Below are 16,841 nucleotides of genomic sequence, written 5' to 3'. Positions count from 1 at the left end.
CACCGCCTGGCAGGGCACCGTGTCGCTGGCGACCGAAGCCCGCCGCCCCCAGGACGGCCTGGCCCTGGCGACCGAGGAGGCGGATGCCGACGGCCTGCGCCAGGACCGCCTGTCCGGCCTGCTGGGCAACCGAGAGGTGCATTCCCGCGACAGCTTCATCGCGGCGCAGCTGGACGTGGTCAGCCCGGCGGCCCGCGCGCTGCTGCCGCTGGTGGGGGCCAACCTGTGGTTCACCGGGGATCCGGCGGCACCCGGCACCCCGGAGCGCCAACGTCAGGACGCCCTGACCCTGCTGGCCGAATGGGACGGCGCCATGAACGAGCATCTGCCGGAACCGCTGATCTATGCCGCCTGGATGGGCGCGCTGCAGGATCGTCTGGTCCGGGACGAGCTGGGACCGGTGGCCGACGACCTGATCCGCCTGCAGCCGCATTTCATCGACGCGGTGTTCCGCGACCGCGACGGCGCCGCCGCCTGGTGCGACGTGGTCCAAAGTGCCGCGACCGAGGATTGCGCGACCATCGCCCGCCAGTCGCTGGACCGCGCCATCCTGGACCTGACCGCCAAATACGGTCCCGACGTGACCAGCTGGCGGTGGGGCGACGCGCATCAGGCACAGCACATGCATCCGGGCCTGGGCGCGCTGCCCGCGCTTGGCTGGATCATGAACATCACGCAGTCGATCTCGGGCGGAGAGTTCACCGTGGCCCGAACCGGCATGATCGGCACCGGCAACGACCCGTTCCAGGCCGTCGGCGGAGCGGGCTATCGCAGCGTGATCGACCTGGCGGACCCGGACAGTTCGGTGTTCATCACCTCGACCGGGCAGTCGGGCCACCCGCTGTCGCGGCATTACGACGATCTGGCGGGGCTGTGGCGTCGTGGGGAATATATCGGCATGTCGCTGGACCCCGGCCTGGCCCGTGCCGCCGCTGCGGGTGTCACCACGCTGACCCCTGCCGACTGACGCGAAAGGGGGGCGAAACCGCCCCCCTGTGTCACCGTGATCGCGTCGCGATCAGAAGTGGATGGCACGCCCGTATGCGTCCAGCACGGATTCGTGCATCATCTCGGACAGGGTGGGATGCGGGAACACCGTCTCCATCAGGTCCTGTTCGGTCGTCTCCAGTTGGCGGCCGATGACGTAACCCTGGATTAGCTCGGTCACCTCGGCGCCGACCATGTGCGCGCCCAGCAGCTCGCCCGTCTTGGCGTCGAAGATCGTCTTGATCATGCCCTCGGGCTCGCCCAGGGCGATGGCCTTGCCGTTGCCCATGAAGGGGAAGCGGCCGACCTTGATGTCCAGCCCCTGTTCCTTGGCCTTGGCCTCGGTCAGGCCGACCGATGCGATCTGGGGGTGGCAATAGGTGCAGCCCGCGATGGATCCCGGCTTGATCGCGTGCGGATGACCGCCGGCGATCAGTTCGGCCACCATGACGCCCTCGTGGCTGGCCTTGTGCGCCAGCCAGGGCGCGCCGGCCAGGTCGCCGATGGCATAGACGCCCTCGACCCCGGTGCGGCAGTATTCGTCGGTGATGACATGGGTGCGGTCGACCTTGATCCCCGCCTCCTCCAGGCCCAGCCCTTCGGTGTTGCCGACGATGCCAACGGCAGAGATCACCGTGTCGAAATCATGCGTCTCGGTCTTGCCGCCGACCTCGATATGGGCCGTGACGATGTCGCCCTTGCGGTCCAGCTTCTTGACCGCGGCCTTTTCCATGATCGTCATGCCCTGCTTGACGAACTGCTTCTTGGCGAATGCGCTGATCTCGGCATCCTCGACGGGCAGGACGCGGTCCATGACCTCGACGACGGTCGTCTTGGCGCCAAGCGTGTTGAAGAAGCTGGCGAATTCGATGCCGATGGCGCCCGATCCGATGACCAGCAGCTTTTTCGGCATGTGCGGCGGCACCAGCGCATGCTTGTAGTTCCAGACCAGCTTGCCGTCCGGCTCCAGCCCCGGCAGCTCGCGCGCCCGCGCGCCGGTGGCCAGAACGATGGATTTCGCGGTGATCTCCTCGGTCCCCTTGTCGGTCTTGACGGTCACGCGGCCTTTGCCGGCCAGCTTGGCCTCGCCCATGATGACCGTCACCTTGTTCTTCTTGAACAGGTGGCCGATGCCGCCGGACAGCTGCTTGGCGACGCCGCGCGACCGCTTCACGACCGCGTCCAGGTCATAGCCGATGCTGTCGGCCTTCAGCCCGAATTCCTTGGCGCGATGCATCAGGTGGTACACCTCGGCGGACCGCAGCATGGCCTTGGTCGGGATGCAGCCCCAGTTCAGGCAGATGCCGCCCAGATGCTCGCGTTCGATACAGGCCACCTTGAGGCCCAGCTGCGCGCCCCGGATCGCGGCCACATAGCCGCCCGGCCCTGCGCCGATCACCACCAAGTCGAAATTCTGGGCCATCGGGTCCCCCGCTGATGAATTATAGTTCAGCGTTAAACCATTTGCCCCAAGGCAGCAAGCCGCCGGTCAGGCGCTGGCCTGCTGCTGCTGAGGGTCGTCGGACTGGGCCTCCTCCAGCACCGCATCGACGGCCAGGGGGGTGGCGTTGGGGGTGATGACGGCAAAGCTGCCCTGTTCGTCCGGGGTCAGCGCGCGGCGCTGCGTGGTGCGCCAGCCGGCATAGGCCGTCAGCAGCGCCAGCAGGACGCCCATATACACCCAGTACCCGTCCGGCCCGATGACGCCCATCAACCAGCCGGTGATGATCGGACCGCCCATGCTGCCGATGCCATAGATGAACAGCAGGCCCGCCGACGCGACGCCATGTCGGACTGGTCCAGATAGTCGTTGGTATAAGCTAGCAGCAGCGCATAGACCGGGTTCGCGACCCCGCCCATGATCGCCCCCGCGATGACCAGGCCAAGGGTGCCAGGCTGCGCCGCGACGGTGATCAGCCCGCAAAGGCCCCCGATCGCCGACATGCCCAGCACCAGCTTGCGCCGGTCATAGCGGTCGGAAATCCACCCGATCGGATATTGCAGGACCAGGCCCCCGGCATAGATCGCGGCCACGAACAGGCTGATCTGCGCCACCGACAGCCCGATCTGCGCGCCCCAGACCGACGACATCCCCGACAGGACCGAGAATACCCCCCCGATCAGGAAGATCCCCACGCAGCCCAAGGGCGAGGCGCGGTACAGTTTCGCGAACGACATCCGCTTGATCGTCTGGAACTGCGGCGCGGGCTGGGCCGACAGCAGGATCGGCGTGAAGGCCAGCGACACCAGCACCGACGGAATGATGAACAGCAGATAGCCTGCGGGGCTGCTGACGTTCAGCAGGGCTTGGGCGATAACGATCCCCAGCAGCTGCACGATCATGTAGAGCGACAGCGCCTGCCCCCGGTTCTCGTTCGTCGAGCCCGCGTTCAGCCAGCTTTCCGCCGTGACATAGACCCCGCAGAAGCAGAACCCGATCAGGAACCGCAGGACCGTCCAGCTGATCCAGTGTGGCTCGACCGCGAACAGGACCAGCACGGCGCTGATCAGCGACCCCAAGGCTGCAAAGACCCGCACATGGCCCACGTTCTTGATCAGGTCCGGGACGGTCAGGCTGCCCAGCAGGAACCCGCCGTAATAGCTGGCCATGACGATGGACATCTGGAAGGTCGGGATGCCCTCGATCCCGCCGCGGATACCCAGCAGGGTGCCTTGCATGCCGTTGCCGACCATCAGCAGAAGGATGCCAAGCAGCAGCGGCCAAGTGGTGCGCAACACCGAAATCATCGCGGGTCTCGTCTTGTTCAGGGGCGTGGGGGCGGAATGTCCGACCTATGCCCGACAGGGCCCCGTTGCCAGCCGGAATGCGACGTCAGGGGATCAGCAGCGACGCGTCGCCATAGCTGAAGAAACGATAGCCCCCTTGGACCGCATGTCCATAGATTTCCCTGATCTTTTCCGGCCCCATCAGCGCCGAGACCAGCATCAGCAGCGTGGATTTGGGCAGGTGAAAGTTCGTCATCAGCCCGTCGGTCACCCGGAATTGATAGCCGGGATAGATGAAGATGTCGGTCGTGCCCTGGAACGGCGCGATGCGTCCGGCCTGGGGGGCGGCCGATTCGATCAGGCGCAGGGCGGTGGTGCCGACCGGGATCACCCGGCGGCCTTCGGCCTTGGCGCGATTGATCGCCGCGGCGGCCTCGGGCGAGACCTCTCCCCATTCGGCATGCATGCGGTGGGTGGTGACGTCGTCGACCTTGACCGGCAGGAACGTCCCCGCCCCCACATGCAGCGTCACGTGCACGAACTGAACGCCCTGCGCGGACAGCGCCTGCAGCAGGGGGGCATTGAAATGCAGGCTGGCGGTGGGGGCGGCCACGGCACCCTGCCGCGCGGCCCAGACCGTCTGATAGTCGTCGCGGTCCTGATCGTCGGGCGCCCGCAGCGCGGCGATATAGGGCGGCAGCGGCATGGCGCCCACCTGCTGCAGCGCCGCGTCGAAGGCATCGCCCGTGGCGTCGAAGACCAGCCGCAGGCCGGTTGCCGTCATCTCGACCACGGTGGCGGACAGGGCGTCGCCGAACCGGATCACCTCGCCCACGCGCAGCTTGCGCAGGGGCTTGGCCAGCGCCTGCCAGCCGTCGGCGGCGGGCTCCAGCAGCGTGATCTCGATCCGGGCCACGGCCTCGCCCTGCGGGGTCTGGCGGGCGCGGGTGCCGGTCAGGCGGGCGGGAATGACCTTGGTGTCGTTCAGAACCAGCAGGTCGCCGGGGCGCAGGATCTGCGGCAGATCGCCCACGTGGCGATCAGCGATCGTGCCACCCTCTGCCAGCAGCAGGCGTGCGGAACTGCGCGGCTTGGCGGGCCGCGTGGCGATCAGATGGGCGGGCAGGTCGAAATCGAAATCGGACAGCTTCATGGCCGGGGTTTTGCGGCCCGCCCGCGTCCGCGTCAAGCAGGCGTGATGCCAAAGCGAAAACGTCGGACTTTACAAGTCCGAGCGATTTGGTAAGTCTCCGCCCGACAGGAGCCCGCCATGATCGTCTGCCACTGCACCATGATCTCGGATCACGACATCCGCGCCGCCATCGACTGGATGCGGGCGGCGGACGCCCAGACCATCATCACGCCGGGCAAGATCTATCACGCGTTGGGAAAGCGGGCTGATTGCGGGGGCTGCATGCCGCTGTTTCTGGACACCATGCGCGCGTGCGATAAGCTGGGCGTCGCGCCGCCGATTTTGCGCGCCAGAACAGACAGCAAGAAGGATGCCACCCATGAAGGGCGACGCCAAGGTCATCGAGTATCTCAACGCCGCACTGCGCTCTGAGCTGACGGCGGTCAGCCAATACTGGCTGCACTATCGCCTGCAGGAGGATTGGGGCTTCGGCAAGATCGCGGCCAAGTCGCGCGCCGAATCCATCGAGGAGATGAACCACGCCGACAAGCTGATCCAGCGGATCATCTTTCTGGAAGGTCATCCCAACCTGCAGCGGCTGGACCCGCTGCGAATCGGCCAGAACCTGCGCGAGACGCTGGACAGCGATCTGGCCGCGGAACATGACGCCCGCACGCTGTACATCGAGGCGCGCGACCATTGCGAAAGCGTCGGCGATTATCCCAGCAAGATGCTGTTCGAGGAGCTGATCCAGGATGAGGAAGGTCATATCGACTTCCTGGAGACGCAGATCCACCTGTTCGAAACGATCGGCGCCCAGAACTATGGCCAGCTGAACGCGAAATCCGCCGACGAGGCCGAGTAGGCCCTCAGCTCAGCCAGTCGCGGGCAATCGCCGGCAGCTGGTCGAAATGGGCCAGCAGAACCTCGGGCGCCAGGCGAGAGATCGCCTCGCCCTCGGGGCCGAAGCTGACCAGCGCCACGCGCACCCCCGCCGCCGCCGCCGTCTTGCGGTCCGTTTCGGTATCGCCCACCAGGAACGACCGCGCGACGGTCCCGCCGGCGCCCTCGACCGCGGCCTGATAGGGCCGCGGATCGGGCTTGCGCACCGGCAGCGTGTCGGCACCGATCATCGCGCCGAAACGATCGCGGATGCCCAGTTCGCGCAGCAATGTCTCGGCAAGCGCTTCGGGCTTGTTGGTGCACACGGCCAGGCGGTGCCCGTCGGCGGCAAGCCGGTCCAGCGCCGTCTCCACCCCCGGATACAGCCGCGTGTAAACCGCGATGGCCGCCCCATAGTGGCCCAGCAGGCTGTCGAAATCCTCATCCTCGGCGCCGGGCGGCAGCAGCGTGTCGCCCGACATCCGGCCGTAACCCGCCCGCAGCATCGCCCGCCCGCCGTGGAATGCGATCAGCGCATCCGCGACCGGGTCCAGCAGGTCGCCCAGGCCCCGTGCGCGAAAGCACGCATTCGCCGCCGCGACCAGATCGCCGGACGTGTCCGCCAGCGTTCCGTCCAGATCGAAGACCACCGTACCCGCCATGCGCCATCCCCTGTGGAAACGTTTGGAAAACAAAGGTGACCGCGCCGGGCCTTTCCAGCGCGTCCCGCCCCGATTAGAACGCCGGATAGAAAAAGCAAACAGGCGATGGGGTCGGGCATGTCGGAAAGCGCAGTGGCGGTGGTGGTTCTGGCGGCAGGACAGGGCAGCCGGATGCAGTCGGACCTGCCCAAGGTCCTGCACCGGCTTGGCGGGGTGCCGCTGGTCGGCCACGCGCTGCGTTCGGCGCGCAACCTGCAGCCGGAACAGATCGTCGTCGTGACCGGCCACGGATCAGAGGCCGTTGCCCGCGCGGTGGCAAAGCTGGACCCGGAGGCCGCGACCGTCCTGCAGGCCGAACAGCTGGGCACCGGCCACGCCGTGCGCCAGGCCCTGCCCAGCCTTGAGGGGTTCGAGGGTCGGGTGATCATCCTTTACGGCGACACCCCCTTCATCGCCCAGGATACGCTGGACGAACTGGCCGCCCACCCCGCCGACCTGGTCGTGCTGGGCTTTGAGGCCGATGATCCGGGCCGCTATGGCCGGCTGGTCGTGACCGACCGCGGGCTGGAACGCATCGTCGAGTTCAAGGACGCCGACGCCGCGACCCGCGACATCGCGCTGTGCAATTCCGGCGTCATGGCGCTGCAGGCCGACCTGCTGCGCCGTCTGATCGCGGGCCTGGGCAACGACAATGCCGCTGGCGAGTACTATCTGACCGACCTGGTGGCCCTGGCCCGTGCCGAGGGACGCCGCGCCGACGTGGTGATCTGCGACGAGGCCGAGACGCTTGGCATCAACACCCGCGCCGAACTGGCCGCCGCCGAAGCCGCCTTTCAGGCCCGCGCCCGCGCAAGCCTGATGGAGGACGGGGTGACCCTGACCGATCCCGGCAGCGTCTTTCTGGCGTTGGACACGGTCATCGGGCGCGATGCGGTGATCGGGCCGAACGTGGTCTTCGGTCCCGGCGTGACGGTGGAATCGGGGGCCGAGATCCTGCCCTTCTGCCACCTCGAGGGTTGTCATGTCAGCGAGGGCGCGACCGTCGGACCCTTTGCCCGCCTGCGCCCCGGCGCCGAATTGGGCGCGGATGTGCATGTCGGCAACTTCGTCGAGATCAAGAACGCTGTCCTGGACGAAGGCGTCAAGGTCGGCCACCTGACCTATCTGGGCGACGCCCATGTGGGCGAGCACACGAACATCGGCGCAGGGACGATCACCTGCAACTATGACGGCGTGTCCAAGCATCGCACCACCATCGGCCCGCGCGCCTTCATCGGCAGCGACACCATGCTGGTGGCGCCCGTCCATGTCGGCGCGGATGCGATGACCGGGTCGGGCAGCACCATCACCGAGGACATCCCCGACGGCGCGCTGGCCATCGGCCGGGCGCGTCAGGTCACGAAACCGGGTCTGGCGGCCCGCCTGATGGCGGCGCTGCGGCTGAAGAAGGAGGCGCGCTGATGTGCGGCATCATCGGAATCCTGGGCAACCACGAGGTCTCTCCGCAGTTGGTCGATGCGCTCAAGCGCCTGGAATATCGCGGCTATGACAGCGCCGGTGTGGCGACCGTCGACAGCGCGGGGCGGCTGGACCGCAGGCGCGCGGTCGGCAAGCTGGTGAACCTGTCGGACCGGCTGGTCCACCAGCCGCTGACCGGACACGCGGGCATCGGCCACACCCGGTGGGCCACCCATGGCGCCGCGACCGAGGTCAACGCCCATCCCCACCAGTCCGGCCCCGTCGCCGTCGTCCATAACGGCATCATCGAGAATTTCCGCGAACTGCGCGCCGAACTGGCCGACCTGGGCATCACGCCCGAATCGCAGACCGACACGGAAACCGTGGCGCTGTGGACCGCGCATCACCTGGACCAGGGCCTGTCGCCGCTGGAGGCCGCGCGCGCCACGCTGGCCTGCCTGCACGGTGCCTTTGCGCTGGCCTTCCTGTTCCAGGATCAACCCGACCTGCTGATCGCGGCCCGCAAGGGCAGCCCGCTGGCCATCGGCCATGGCGATGGAGAGATGTTCCTGGGTTCCGACGCGGTCGCGCTGGCGCCCTTCACCGACCGCATCACCTATCTGGAGGATGGCGATCACGCCGTCCTGACCCGCGCGGGCGTGCAGATTTGGGACGCCGAAGGCCACCAGGCGCACCGCCCCACCGCCCGCATTGATGTCGGCGCAACGGTGATCGACCGCGCCGGCCACCGCCATTTCATGGCCAAGGAGATCGCCGAACAGCCCGTGGTGATCGGCGACGTGCTGACCCATTACATCAAGGGTGACCGGATCGTGCTGTCCGACGGGCTGGATTTTGCCGCCATCGACCGGGTGACCCTGGTCGGCTGCGGTACCGCGCATCTGGCGGGCCATGTCGCGAAATACTGGTTCGAACAGCTGGCGGGCCTGCCCTGCGACATCGATGTCGCGTCCGAGTTCCGCTATCGCGAGCCGCCTTTGTCGGATCGCAGCCTGTTCGTCGCCGTCAGCCAGTCCGGTGAAACCGCGGACACGCTGGCCGCCCTGCACTATGCCCGCGGCAAGGTTGCGCGGACCGTGGGGCTGGTGAACGTGGGCACGTCCGCCATCGCGCGGGACGCCGACATGGCCCTGCCCACGCTGGCCGGGATCGAGGTCAGCGTGGCGTCCTCCAAGGCCTTCACCTGTCAGTTGGCCGTACTGGCCGTGCTGGCGCTCAAGGCGGCGCATGATCGCGGCCGGATCGACGATGCGGGGCTGGACGCCCATCTGCGCGATCTGCGCGCCATTCCGGGCCTGCTGGCGCAGGCGCTGGCCCTGTCGGATGCCTGCCGCGACCAGGCCGACTGGCTGGCCCAGGCCCGCGACGTGCTGTATCTGGGCCGCGGCGCGCTGTACCCGGTCGCGCTGGAAGGTGCGCTCAAGCTCAAGGAACTGAGCTATATCCACGCCGAGGGCTATGCGTCCGGAGAGCTGAAGCACGGCCCCATCGCGCTGATCGACGGCGACGTGCCGGTGGTGGTACTGGCGCCGCATGACGCGCTGTTCGACAAGACCATCTCGAACATGCAGGAGGTGATGGCGCGCCATGGCCAGGTGCTGCTGATCTCGGACGCGGCGGGGATCGCTGCTGCGGGCGACGGCATCACTGCAAGCCTGGCCCTGCCCACGGGCGGCGGGGTGTTCCAGCCGATCCTCTATGCGGTGCCGATGCAGTACCTTGCCTACCACACGGCCGTCGCCAAGGGCACTGATGTCGACCAGCCCCGGAACCTGGCAAAATCCGTCACCGTGGAATAAGAAAGGCCCGCTTCGGCGGGCCTTCTGCTACAGGCGGCGAAAGGTGACGTAATGGGGCGGGCGCCCCTCGCGCAGGGCCTTTTTCTCATACCGGGTGCTGATCCAGTCGTCCCAGGCCTGGTTCGTGTCGTCGACCGTCTCGAACCCTGCGGGCGGCACCTCCTCGCGGGTCTGGCGGATATAGTCGGGGATGTCGCTGGCCACGCGAAAGATCCCGCCCGGCTGCATCACCCGTGCCAACGGCCGCAGATGTTCGGGCGTGACGAACCGTCGCCGGTGGTGCCGGGCCTTGGGCCAGGGGTCGGGATACATCAGGAAGGCGCGCTGGATACTGGCATCGGGCAGCACATCCATCAGGTCGCGCGCATCGCCCGGATGGACGCTGACATTCGTGACGCCGGCCGCACGGATCTTGCCCAACAGCATCGCGACGCCGTTGATGAACGGCTCGCAGCCGATGATGTTGATGTCGGGATAGGTGGCGGCCATGTGGACCATGTGTTCGCCGCCGCCAAAGCCGACCTCCAGCCAGACCGGGCGGTCATTGCCGAAGATCGTCGCCGGATCGACCTGTGCGCGGTCCGGATTGTCCTGCAGGGTGATGCCGCGGGGACGCAACTCGCCCAGGTCCTCGGACAGATAGCCCTTCTGGCTTTGCCGCAGGGTCTTACCGTGCCGCCGACCATAGAAGTTGCGGCGGGGCGGGTTCGGATCAAAGCCGGATTCGGATGTGTCGTTCATGATGCTGGGCATTGCCGCAAGCGCGCCGCGGTTTCAAGCCCCCTGCGCCGCTTTGCGTCCCGCGGTGCCCGGGTGGCTTCGCACCCCCCGGACCCCCTGCGATATGGCCAAGCCTGCGCTGCGGTCCCTTGGGACGACGGGGGGTCCGGGGGGCTGGCCCCCCGGCCCGTCGCGGGACGCAAGCCGGGTCGTGGTCAGTCGGCCATCAGGCGGCTGATGCTGACGGTGACCTCGGGCTTCTTGCCGATCTCCTCCATCGCGACCTGGCGGGTGATCTTGCGGATCGCCTCATCCATCTTGCCGTCGTCGCGCACGGTGCGGGCATCGGCACGCTCCAGGAACTCGGACAGCTCGGCCTCGATCTGACGGGCCAACTCGCCGCCCGAGCGAGTGCGCTCGGACAGGCCCATCAGCTCGACCCAAGCATCGGGCAGGACATTGTCGTCCTCGTCCACGATCACGCTGACCATCGCGTGGCCGTTCAGCGCCATGCGGATGCGGTCGCGCACGACCCCGTCCATCGCGCCGATCAGCTGGTTGCCGTCCAAGTACAGACGACCCGTCTCGACCTGGTCGCAAACCTTGGGACGATCGCCCGTCAAGTCCAGCATCGTGCCGTTGGTCACGATCTCTGCCGTCATGCCCTTGGCACGGGCCAGCATCACGTGCTCGCGCAGGTGCAGGTGCTCGCCATGCATCGGGATCACGACCTTGGGCTTCAGCAGATCGTGCATCGCCTCGATGTCGGGACGGTTCGCATGGCCCGACACGTGGTACAGACCGTCATCGGCGTCCCAAACGTCCACGCCCGCCTCGCTAAAGGCGTTCATGATCCGGCCGACCGACTTCTCGTTGCCGGGAATGGTCTTGGAGCTGAACAGGAAGCTGTCGCCTTCCTTCAGCGACAGACCCAGATACCGGCCGCGCGACAGCTGCGCGCTGGCGGCACGGCGTTCGCCTTGGCTGCCGGTGACCAGCAGCAGGACCTTGTTGCGGGGCAGCTTGGCGGCTTCCTCGGGACCGATCGTGTCGGGGAAATCCTTCAGGATGCCCGAATCAAAGCCTACACTGACCATCCGCCGCATCGCGCGGCCCAGCAGGCAGACCTTGCGTCCCGACGCGCGGGCCGCATCGGCCAGCGTCTTCAGACGCGCGATGTTGCTGGCGAATGTCGTGGCCACGACCATGTTCTGCTGCGCCATGACCCATTCCAGGATCGGGGTCGCCAGAACCGCCTCGGACCGACCGGGATGGGTCGAGAAGATGTTGGTGCTGTCACAGGCCAGGACCTTGACGCCCTTGCCCTCGGCCGCGATCTGGGACAGGCCGACCGGGTCGAAGGCGTCGCCCACCACCGGGGTCACGTCCATCTTGAAGTCGCCCGTATGCACGACACGGCCCGCGGGCGTGTCGATGATCAGCGCGCTGCTTTCCGGGATCGAGTGGCTGATCGGCACGAACTGCACGCTGAACGGGCCGATATTGGTCACGGCGGGGCGCGGCTCGGTGATGTTGACCACCTCAGTCGGCAGGCCGTGCTCCTCCATCTTCAGGCGCACCAACGTCCCGGTAAAGCGGCGGGCATAGATCGGCACGTCCAACCGTTTCCACAGATGCGCGATGGCACCGATGTGGTCCTCGTGCCCGTGGGTGACGAAGATCGCCTCCAGACGGTGGCGGTTCTTTTCCAGCCAGGTCAGGTCGGGCATGATCAGGTCGATCCCCGGGCTGCCCTCCATGTCGCCAAAGGTGACACCCAGGTCCACCAGGATCAACCGCTCCTTGCCGGGCAGGCCGTATCCGTAGACATAGGCGTTCATACCAATTTCGCCCGCTCCGCCGAGCGGCAGATAGATCAGGCGTTCAGCCATTTCCCATCTCCTTGTTAAAGTCGTGAATGAGCCGAAGCCCGTGCATCGTCAAATCGTCTTCAATCGCATCGAACAGGTCGAACCCCTGATCGAACAGTGGCGCAAGCCCGCCAGTGGCTATGACTTTCATCGGGCGGTCGCGCTCGGCGCGGATCTTTCCCACGATACCGTCGACCAACCCCACATATCCCCAGAACACGCCTGACTGGATACATGCAACCGTATTCGTGCCGATCACCGTCGCGGGCATGGTCACATCGACATGCGGCAGGGACGCGGCCCCCATGTGCAGCGCCTCCAGCGACAGGTTCACGCCCGGCGCGATGACGCCGCCGATATAGGCGCCGTCCACGGCCACCACGTCGAAGGTGGTGGCGGTGCCGAAATCGACCACGATCAGGTCCGGCCCGTGCCGGTCATAGGCGCCGACCGTGTTCACCAGCCGGTCCGGCCCGACCGTCGTGCCCGCGTCGACGCGCGGCGCCACCGGCAGCAGGCAGTCGGGCTTGCCCACCACCAGCGGCCGCGTATCGAAATAGCGGTTGCACAGCACCCGCAGGTTGAAGACCACACGCGGCGCCGTGGCGCTGATGATGCAGGCATCGATCTGCAACTCGAATTTCTGCACCGCGATCAGCGTGGACAGCCAGACATAGTATTCATCCGCCGTGCGACGGTGATCGGTGCGGATGCGCCAATGGGCCAGGAACCGCGTGCCTTCCCAGATCGAAAAGACGGTGTTCGTGTTGCCGGTATCGATGCACAGCAGCATGGGTCTAGCCCCCGAAATGGATGTCTGCGGCGGAGATCGCCTGACGGCCGCGCGGGCCGGTCAGGATCAGGGCGCCGGTCTCGTCGATGCCGTCGAACCGTCCGGTGATCTCGGCGGTGCCGGTGCGGGCGGTGATCGTCTCTCCCAGCTTTGCGGCGCGGGTCAGCCAAGCGGCCCGGATGGGCGCAAAGCCATAGGCCGCCATCTGCCGCACGCCCTCGTCGAACCGCACGGCCAGCGCGTCCAGCAGGTCGTCAGGGGTGACGGTCAGGCCGGTCTCCCCGGCCAGACTAACCGGACGCAGCGCGCCGGGTTCGACCTGCGCCGCCTCTGGCGCCTGCGCCAGATTGACGCCGATGCCGATGGCCAAGACCGCGACCTGGCCGCCTGCCCCACTGCTTTCCAGCAGGATGCCCGACAGCTTGCCTCCGTTCAGCAGCACGTCGTTGGGCCATTTCAGCGACAGGTTCAGTGCCGGCCCGCACAGATCGCGCAGCGCATCATGCACCGCCAACGCCGCGACAAAGGACAACCGCGCTGCATCGGCCGCCGCCCCCTGCGGGCGCATGACCAGCGTTGCGGCAAAGTTTCCCGGAGGGTCGGTCCAGGCGCGGCCACGACGGCCGCGACCGGCCTGCTGTTCGCGGGCCATGATCCAGGCCGGCCCGGTCAGGGCCGGGGCCAGCCGAAAGGCTTCGGCGTTGGTGCTGTCCACGCGGTCCAGAACGTGGCGCGCCACGCCCTGGGGCCATGTGGCCGGCGGGTTATTCACCCGCAACCGTGGCTTCACCGACCAGCGACTGCGCGGCCAGCGCCGCGGCGTCGTCGATGCCCAGCAGCGTGATCGACCCCAGCAGCAGGGCAAAGGCCGGCACCAGCAGGGCGGCGTATTGCACGCCACCCATGCGGCTGGTCACGCCCTCGGTCTCGGCGCCGAAATACATGTAGAAGACGATGCGCAGGTAATAGAACGCGCCGATCACCGACGCGATCACCCCGGCGATCGCCAGCCACGCCATGCCACCGTCGACGGCCGCCGTCAGCACGCCGTACTTGGCCCAGAAGCCGACCAGCGGCGGCACGCCCGCAAGGCTGAACATCAGCAGCAGGACGGCCATCGCCTTCAGCGGCTCGGCGCTGGCAAAGCGGTTCAGGCTTTCCAGATCGGTAATCGGGCGGCCGTCACGCTCCAGCGACAGGATGAAGGCAAAGCTGCCGACATTCATGACCGCATAGATCGCCATGTAGATCAGCATCGCCTGCACGCCATAGGCGGTGCCCGCGGCCAAGCCGACCAATGCGAAACCCATATGCGCGATGGACGAATAGGCCATGAGACGCTTGATGTTGCGCTGACCGATGCCCGCGATCGAACCCAGGAACATCGACATCACCGCCAAGGCCGCAATGATCTGGCCCCAATCGCCCGGCACGTTGCCGAAGGCGTCGAACATAAGCCGCGCGATCAGCGCCATCGCCGCGACCTTGGGCGCGGTCGCGAGGAACGCGGTCACCGGCGACGGAGAGCCTTCATAGACGTCGGGCGTCCACATGTGGAACGGCACGGCCGATACCTTGAACGCCAGACCGACCAGCAGGAAGACCAGACCGAACAGCAGGCCCAAGGGCAGGCTGCCCGCCTGAACGGCCTGCAGGATGCCCGCGAACTGCGTCGTGCCGGCAAAGCCGTAGACCAGCGACGCGCCATAGAGCAGCAGACCCGAGCTGAGCGCGCCCAGCACGAAATACTTCAACCCGGCCTCGGACGACTTGACGCTTTCGCGGCGCATGGCGGCCACGACATAAAGCGCCAGCGACTGCAGCTCCAGCCCCATGTACAGCGACAGCAGGTCGCCCGCCGACACCATCACCATCATGCCGATCGTCGCCAGCACGATCAGGATCGGGTATTCGAAACGCATCAGGCGATGGCGTTCCATATACTCGGCGCTCATCGCCAGGACGGCGGCGCCGGACAGCAGGATCGTGACCTTGGCAAAGCGGCCGAAGGCGTCGTCCATGAACATCCCGAAGAACGCGCTCTGCTGCGGGCGGTCGGCCATGCCGACGACCATCGCCGCGACCAGCAGGGCCGCGACGCTGGCCCACAGGATCTGCCGCGCGATCCGGTCCTTGCCCAGATAGGCCCCCGCCAGCAGCGCCGCCAGCGCATAGATCGCCAGCAGCAGCTCGGGCAGAATGGTGGAGATATCCAAACCGGTCATCGTGCGTTCCTCAATGGCTGGCGGTGGCCGAGGCCAGGTCGCCCGTCGCCGCATCAGCAGGCAGCGCGTCGTTGTAATTCACCAGCAGCGCCTGGACCGAGGGGCCGGTGATGTCGGTGACCAGGCGCGGATAGACGCCCAGGATCAGGGTCATGGCGATCAGCGGCGCAAAGATCCAGCGCTCGCGCGGGGTCATGTCGGTGATCGTGCGCAGGCTTTCCTTGATCAGCGCGCCCATGGTGACGCGGCGGTACAGCCACAGCGCATAGGCCGCAGACAGAATCACGCCGGTCGCCGCGACGAAGGCCACCCAGGTGTTGGCGTGGAACGCGCCCATCAGGGTCAGGAATTCGCCCACGAACCCGGAGGTTCCCGGCAGGCCGACGTTCGCCATGGTGAAGAACATGAACACCAGCGCATAGACCGGCATCCGATTCACCAACCCGCCATAGGCATCGATTTCCCGCGTGTGCATGCGGTCATAGATGACGCCCACGCACAGGAACAACGCGCCCGAGATGAAGCCGTGCGACAGCATCTGGAAGATCGCCCCGTCCAGCCCCTGCTGGTTCGCGGCAAAGATGCCCATCGTCACATAGCCCATGTGGGCCACCGACGAATAGGCGATCAGCTTTTTCATGTCCGACTGCGCCAGCGCCACCAACGAGGTATAGACGATGGCGATGGCCGACATCCACAGCACCAGCGGCTGCAGCAGGTCCGACGCGACCGGGAACATCGGCAGGCTGAAGCGCAGGAAGCCATAGCCGCCCATCTTCAGCAGCACCGCCGCCAGCACCACGGACCCCGCGGTCGGCGCCTGCACGTGCGCGTCGGGCAGCCAGGTGTGGACCGGCCACATCGGCATCTTGACCGCGAAGCTGGCAAAGAAGGCCAGGAACAGCAGCGTCTGCATGCCGCCGACGACGCTGAAGCCCATCACCGCCATGGTCTGCGACGGGAAGTCGAAGGCCAGCAGCTCGGTGATGTCGGTCGTGCCCGCGGTGCGTGCCATCGCGATCATCGCGACCAGCATCAGAACCGATCCGATGAAGGTATACAGGAAGAACTTGAACGACGCATAGATGCGGTTCTTGCCGCCCCAGATACCGATGATCAGGAACATCGGGATCAGGCCGGCCTCGAAGAACAGGTAGAACAGGATCAGGTCCAGCGCCGCAAAGACGCCGATCATCAGCCCTTCCAGCACCAGGAAGGCGATCATGTATTCCTTGACCCGCACCTTGACGTCCCACGCAGACAGGATGGTCAGCGGCATCAGGAAGGTGGTCAGCATGATGAACAGGACCGAGATCCCGTCCACGCCCATCTTGTAGCGCAGGCCCATGATCCAGGCGTGATCCTCGACGAACTGGAAGCCCGTGTTCGCCGGGTCGAACCCCGACAGCAGGAACAGCGACACCAGGAACGTCGCGCTGGTCGCGATCAGGGCCAGCCACTTGGCGTTCTTCTGCGATGCGGCGTCGTCGCCGCGCAGGAACAGGGCCAGAATGCCCGCCGCCACGATGGGCAGGAAGGTGATGATCGAAAGAAGGTTCGTCAT

Annotated in this window: 14 protein-coding genes and 1 pseudogene; 5 read left to right on the top strand and 10 right to left on the bottom strand. The window is 66.8% G+C overall.

All coding sequences use genetic code 11. From position 1 onward, the window contains the following. On the top strand, positions 1-967 hold a 967-nt coding region (locus TY51_RS09000; RefSeq protein ID WP_197054703.1), incomplete at its 5' end, for a penicillin acylase family protein. Positions 968-1,018: 51 nt separating this feature from the next. Here the strand turns inward: TY51_RS09000 and lpdA are convergent. The 3 genes and pseudogenes from lpdA to queA form a co-directional block, all read right to left on the bottom strand. Then, on the bottom strand, positions 1,019-2,410 hold the full coding sequence (lpdA, locus tag TY51_RS08995) for a dihydrolipoyl dehydrogenase (protein WP_042248577.1): 1,392 nt from the start codon (positions 2,408-2,410) through the stop codon (positions 1,019-1,021). A gap of 66 nt (positions 2,411-2,476) precedes the next feature. Further along, positions 2,477-3,735: pseudogene (locus TY51_RS08990) on the bottom strand (MFS transporter). 85 nt (positions 3,736-3,820) lie between these two features. Further along, positions 3,821-4,867, bottom strand: coding sequence for a tRNA preQ1(34) S-adenosylmethionine ribosyltransferase-isomerase QueA (queA, locus tag TY51_RS08985; RefSeq protein WP_042248574.1), 1,047 nt, complete (start codon positions 4,865-4,867; stop codon positions 3,821-3,823). A gap of 117 nt (positions 4,868-4,984) precedes the next feature. Here queA and TY51_RS08980 point away from each other — a divergent pair, with 117 nt between their 5' ends. Together TY51_RS08980 and bfr are read left to right on the top strand one after the other, a co-directional pair. Then, on the top strand, positions 4,985-5,278 hold the full coding sequence (locus tag TY51_RS08980; RefSeq protein WP_042248571.1) for a bacterioferritin-associated ferredoxin: 294 nt from the start codon (positions 4,985-4,987) through the stop codon (positions 5,276-5,278). Continuing rightward, the gene (bfr, locus tag TY51_RS08975; RefSeq protein ID WP_042248568.1) at positions 5,226-5,711 is read left to right on the top strand and encodes a bacterioferritin; all 486 of its coding nucleotides are present in this window, start codon (positions 5,226-5,228) and stop codon (positions 5,709-5,711) included. Before TY51_RS08980 ends, bfr begins: the two co-directional genes overlap by 53 nt. 4 nt (positions 5,712-5,715) lie before the next feature. Here bfr and TY51_RS08970 read toward each other — a convergent pair whose 3' ends face one another. Then, positions 5,716-6,390 carry an HAD-IA family hydrolase gene (locus tag TY51_RS08970; RefSeq protein WP_042248565.1) on the bottom strand — a complete coding sequence of 225 codons (675 nt, stop codon included), beginning with the start codon at positions 6,388-6,390 and terminating at the stop codon, positions 5,716-5,718. A gap of 117 nt (positions 6,391-6,507) precedes the next feature. Between TY51_RS08970 and glmU the strand changes: the two genes are divergently transcribed. Together glmU and glmS are read left to right on the top strand one after the other, a co-directional pair. Then, entirely contained in the window at positions 6,508-7,851 is a 1,344-nt protein-coding gene (glmU, locus tag TY51_RS08965) for a bifunctional UDP-N-acetylglucosamine diphosphorylase/glucosamine-1-phosphate N-acetyltransferase GlmU (RefSeq protein WP_042248589.1), read from the top strand. Then, entirely contained in the window at positions 7,851-9,668 is a 1,818-nt protein-coding gene (gene glmS, locus TY51_RS08960) for a glutamine--fructose-6-phosphate transaminase (isomerizing) (RefSeq protein WP_042248562.1), read from the top strand. Before glmU ends, glmS begins: the two co-directional genes overlap by 1 nt. A gap of 27 nt (positions 9,669-9,695) precedes the next feature. On the opposite strand, the gene trmB is transcribed toward glmS, so the two are convergent. The 6 genes from trmB to TY51_RS08930 form a co-directional block, all read right to left on the bottom strand. After that, positions 9,696-10,409 (bottom strand): tRNA (guanosine(46)-N7)-methyltransferase TrmB, encoded by a 714-nt coding sequence (gene trmB, locus TY51_RS08955; protein ID WP_042248586.1) that lies wholly within the window; start codon positions 10,407-10,409, stop codon positions 9,696-9,698. Between the two features lie 194 nt (positions 10,410-10,603). After that, positions 10,604-12,280, bottom strand: coding sequence for a ribonuclease J (locus TY51_RS08950; RefSeq protein WP_042248559.1), 1,677 nt, complete (start codon positions 12,278-12,280; stop codon positions 10,604-10,606). Then, positions 12,273-13,052, bottom strand: a complete 780-nt coding sequence (locus tag TY51_RS08945) for a type III pantothenate kinase (protein ID WP_042248556.1) — start codon at positions 13,050-13,052, stop codon at positions 12,273-12,275. Before TY51_RS08945 ends, TY51_RS08950 begins: the two co-directional genes overlap by 8 nt. A gap of 4 nt (positions 13,053-13,056) precedes the next feature. Continuing rightward, positions 13,057-13,824, bottom strand: a complete 768-nt coding sequence (locus TY51_RS08940) for a biotin--[acetyl-CoA-carboxylase] ligase (protein ID WP_042248553.1) — start codon at positions 13,822-13,824, stop codon at positions 13,057-13,059. Beyond that, positions 13,817-15,277 carry an NADH-quinone oxidoreductase subunit NuoN gene (gene nuoN / locus TY51_RS08935; protein ID WP_042248550.1) on the bottom strand — a complete coding sequence of 487 codons (1,461 nt, stop codon included), beginning with the start codon at positions 15,275-15,277 and terminating at the stop codon, positions 13,817-13,819. The genes TY51_RS08940 and nuoN overlap by 8 nt, the downstream gene beginning before the upstream one ends. Before the next feature lie 10 nt (positions 15,278-15,287). Continuing rightward, positions 15,288-16,841, bottom strand: a complete 1,554-nt coding sequence (locus TY51_RS08930) for an NADH-quinone oxidoreductase subunit M (RefSeq protein WP_042248547.1) — start codon at positions 16,839-16,841, stop codon at positions 15,288-15,290.

The sequence above is a fragment of the Paracoccus sp. PAMC 22219 genome, assembly GCF_000787695.1.
Taxonomy (GTDB): Bacteria; Pseudomonadota; Alphaproteobacteria; order Rhodobacterales; family Rhodobacteraceae; genus Paracoccus.
Note: the sequence above shows the minus strand (reverse complement) of the source record. Positions and strands in the feature narration are given on the sequence as shown.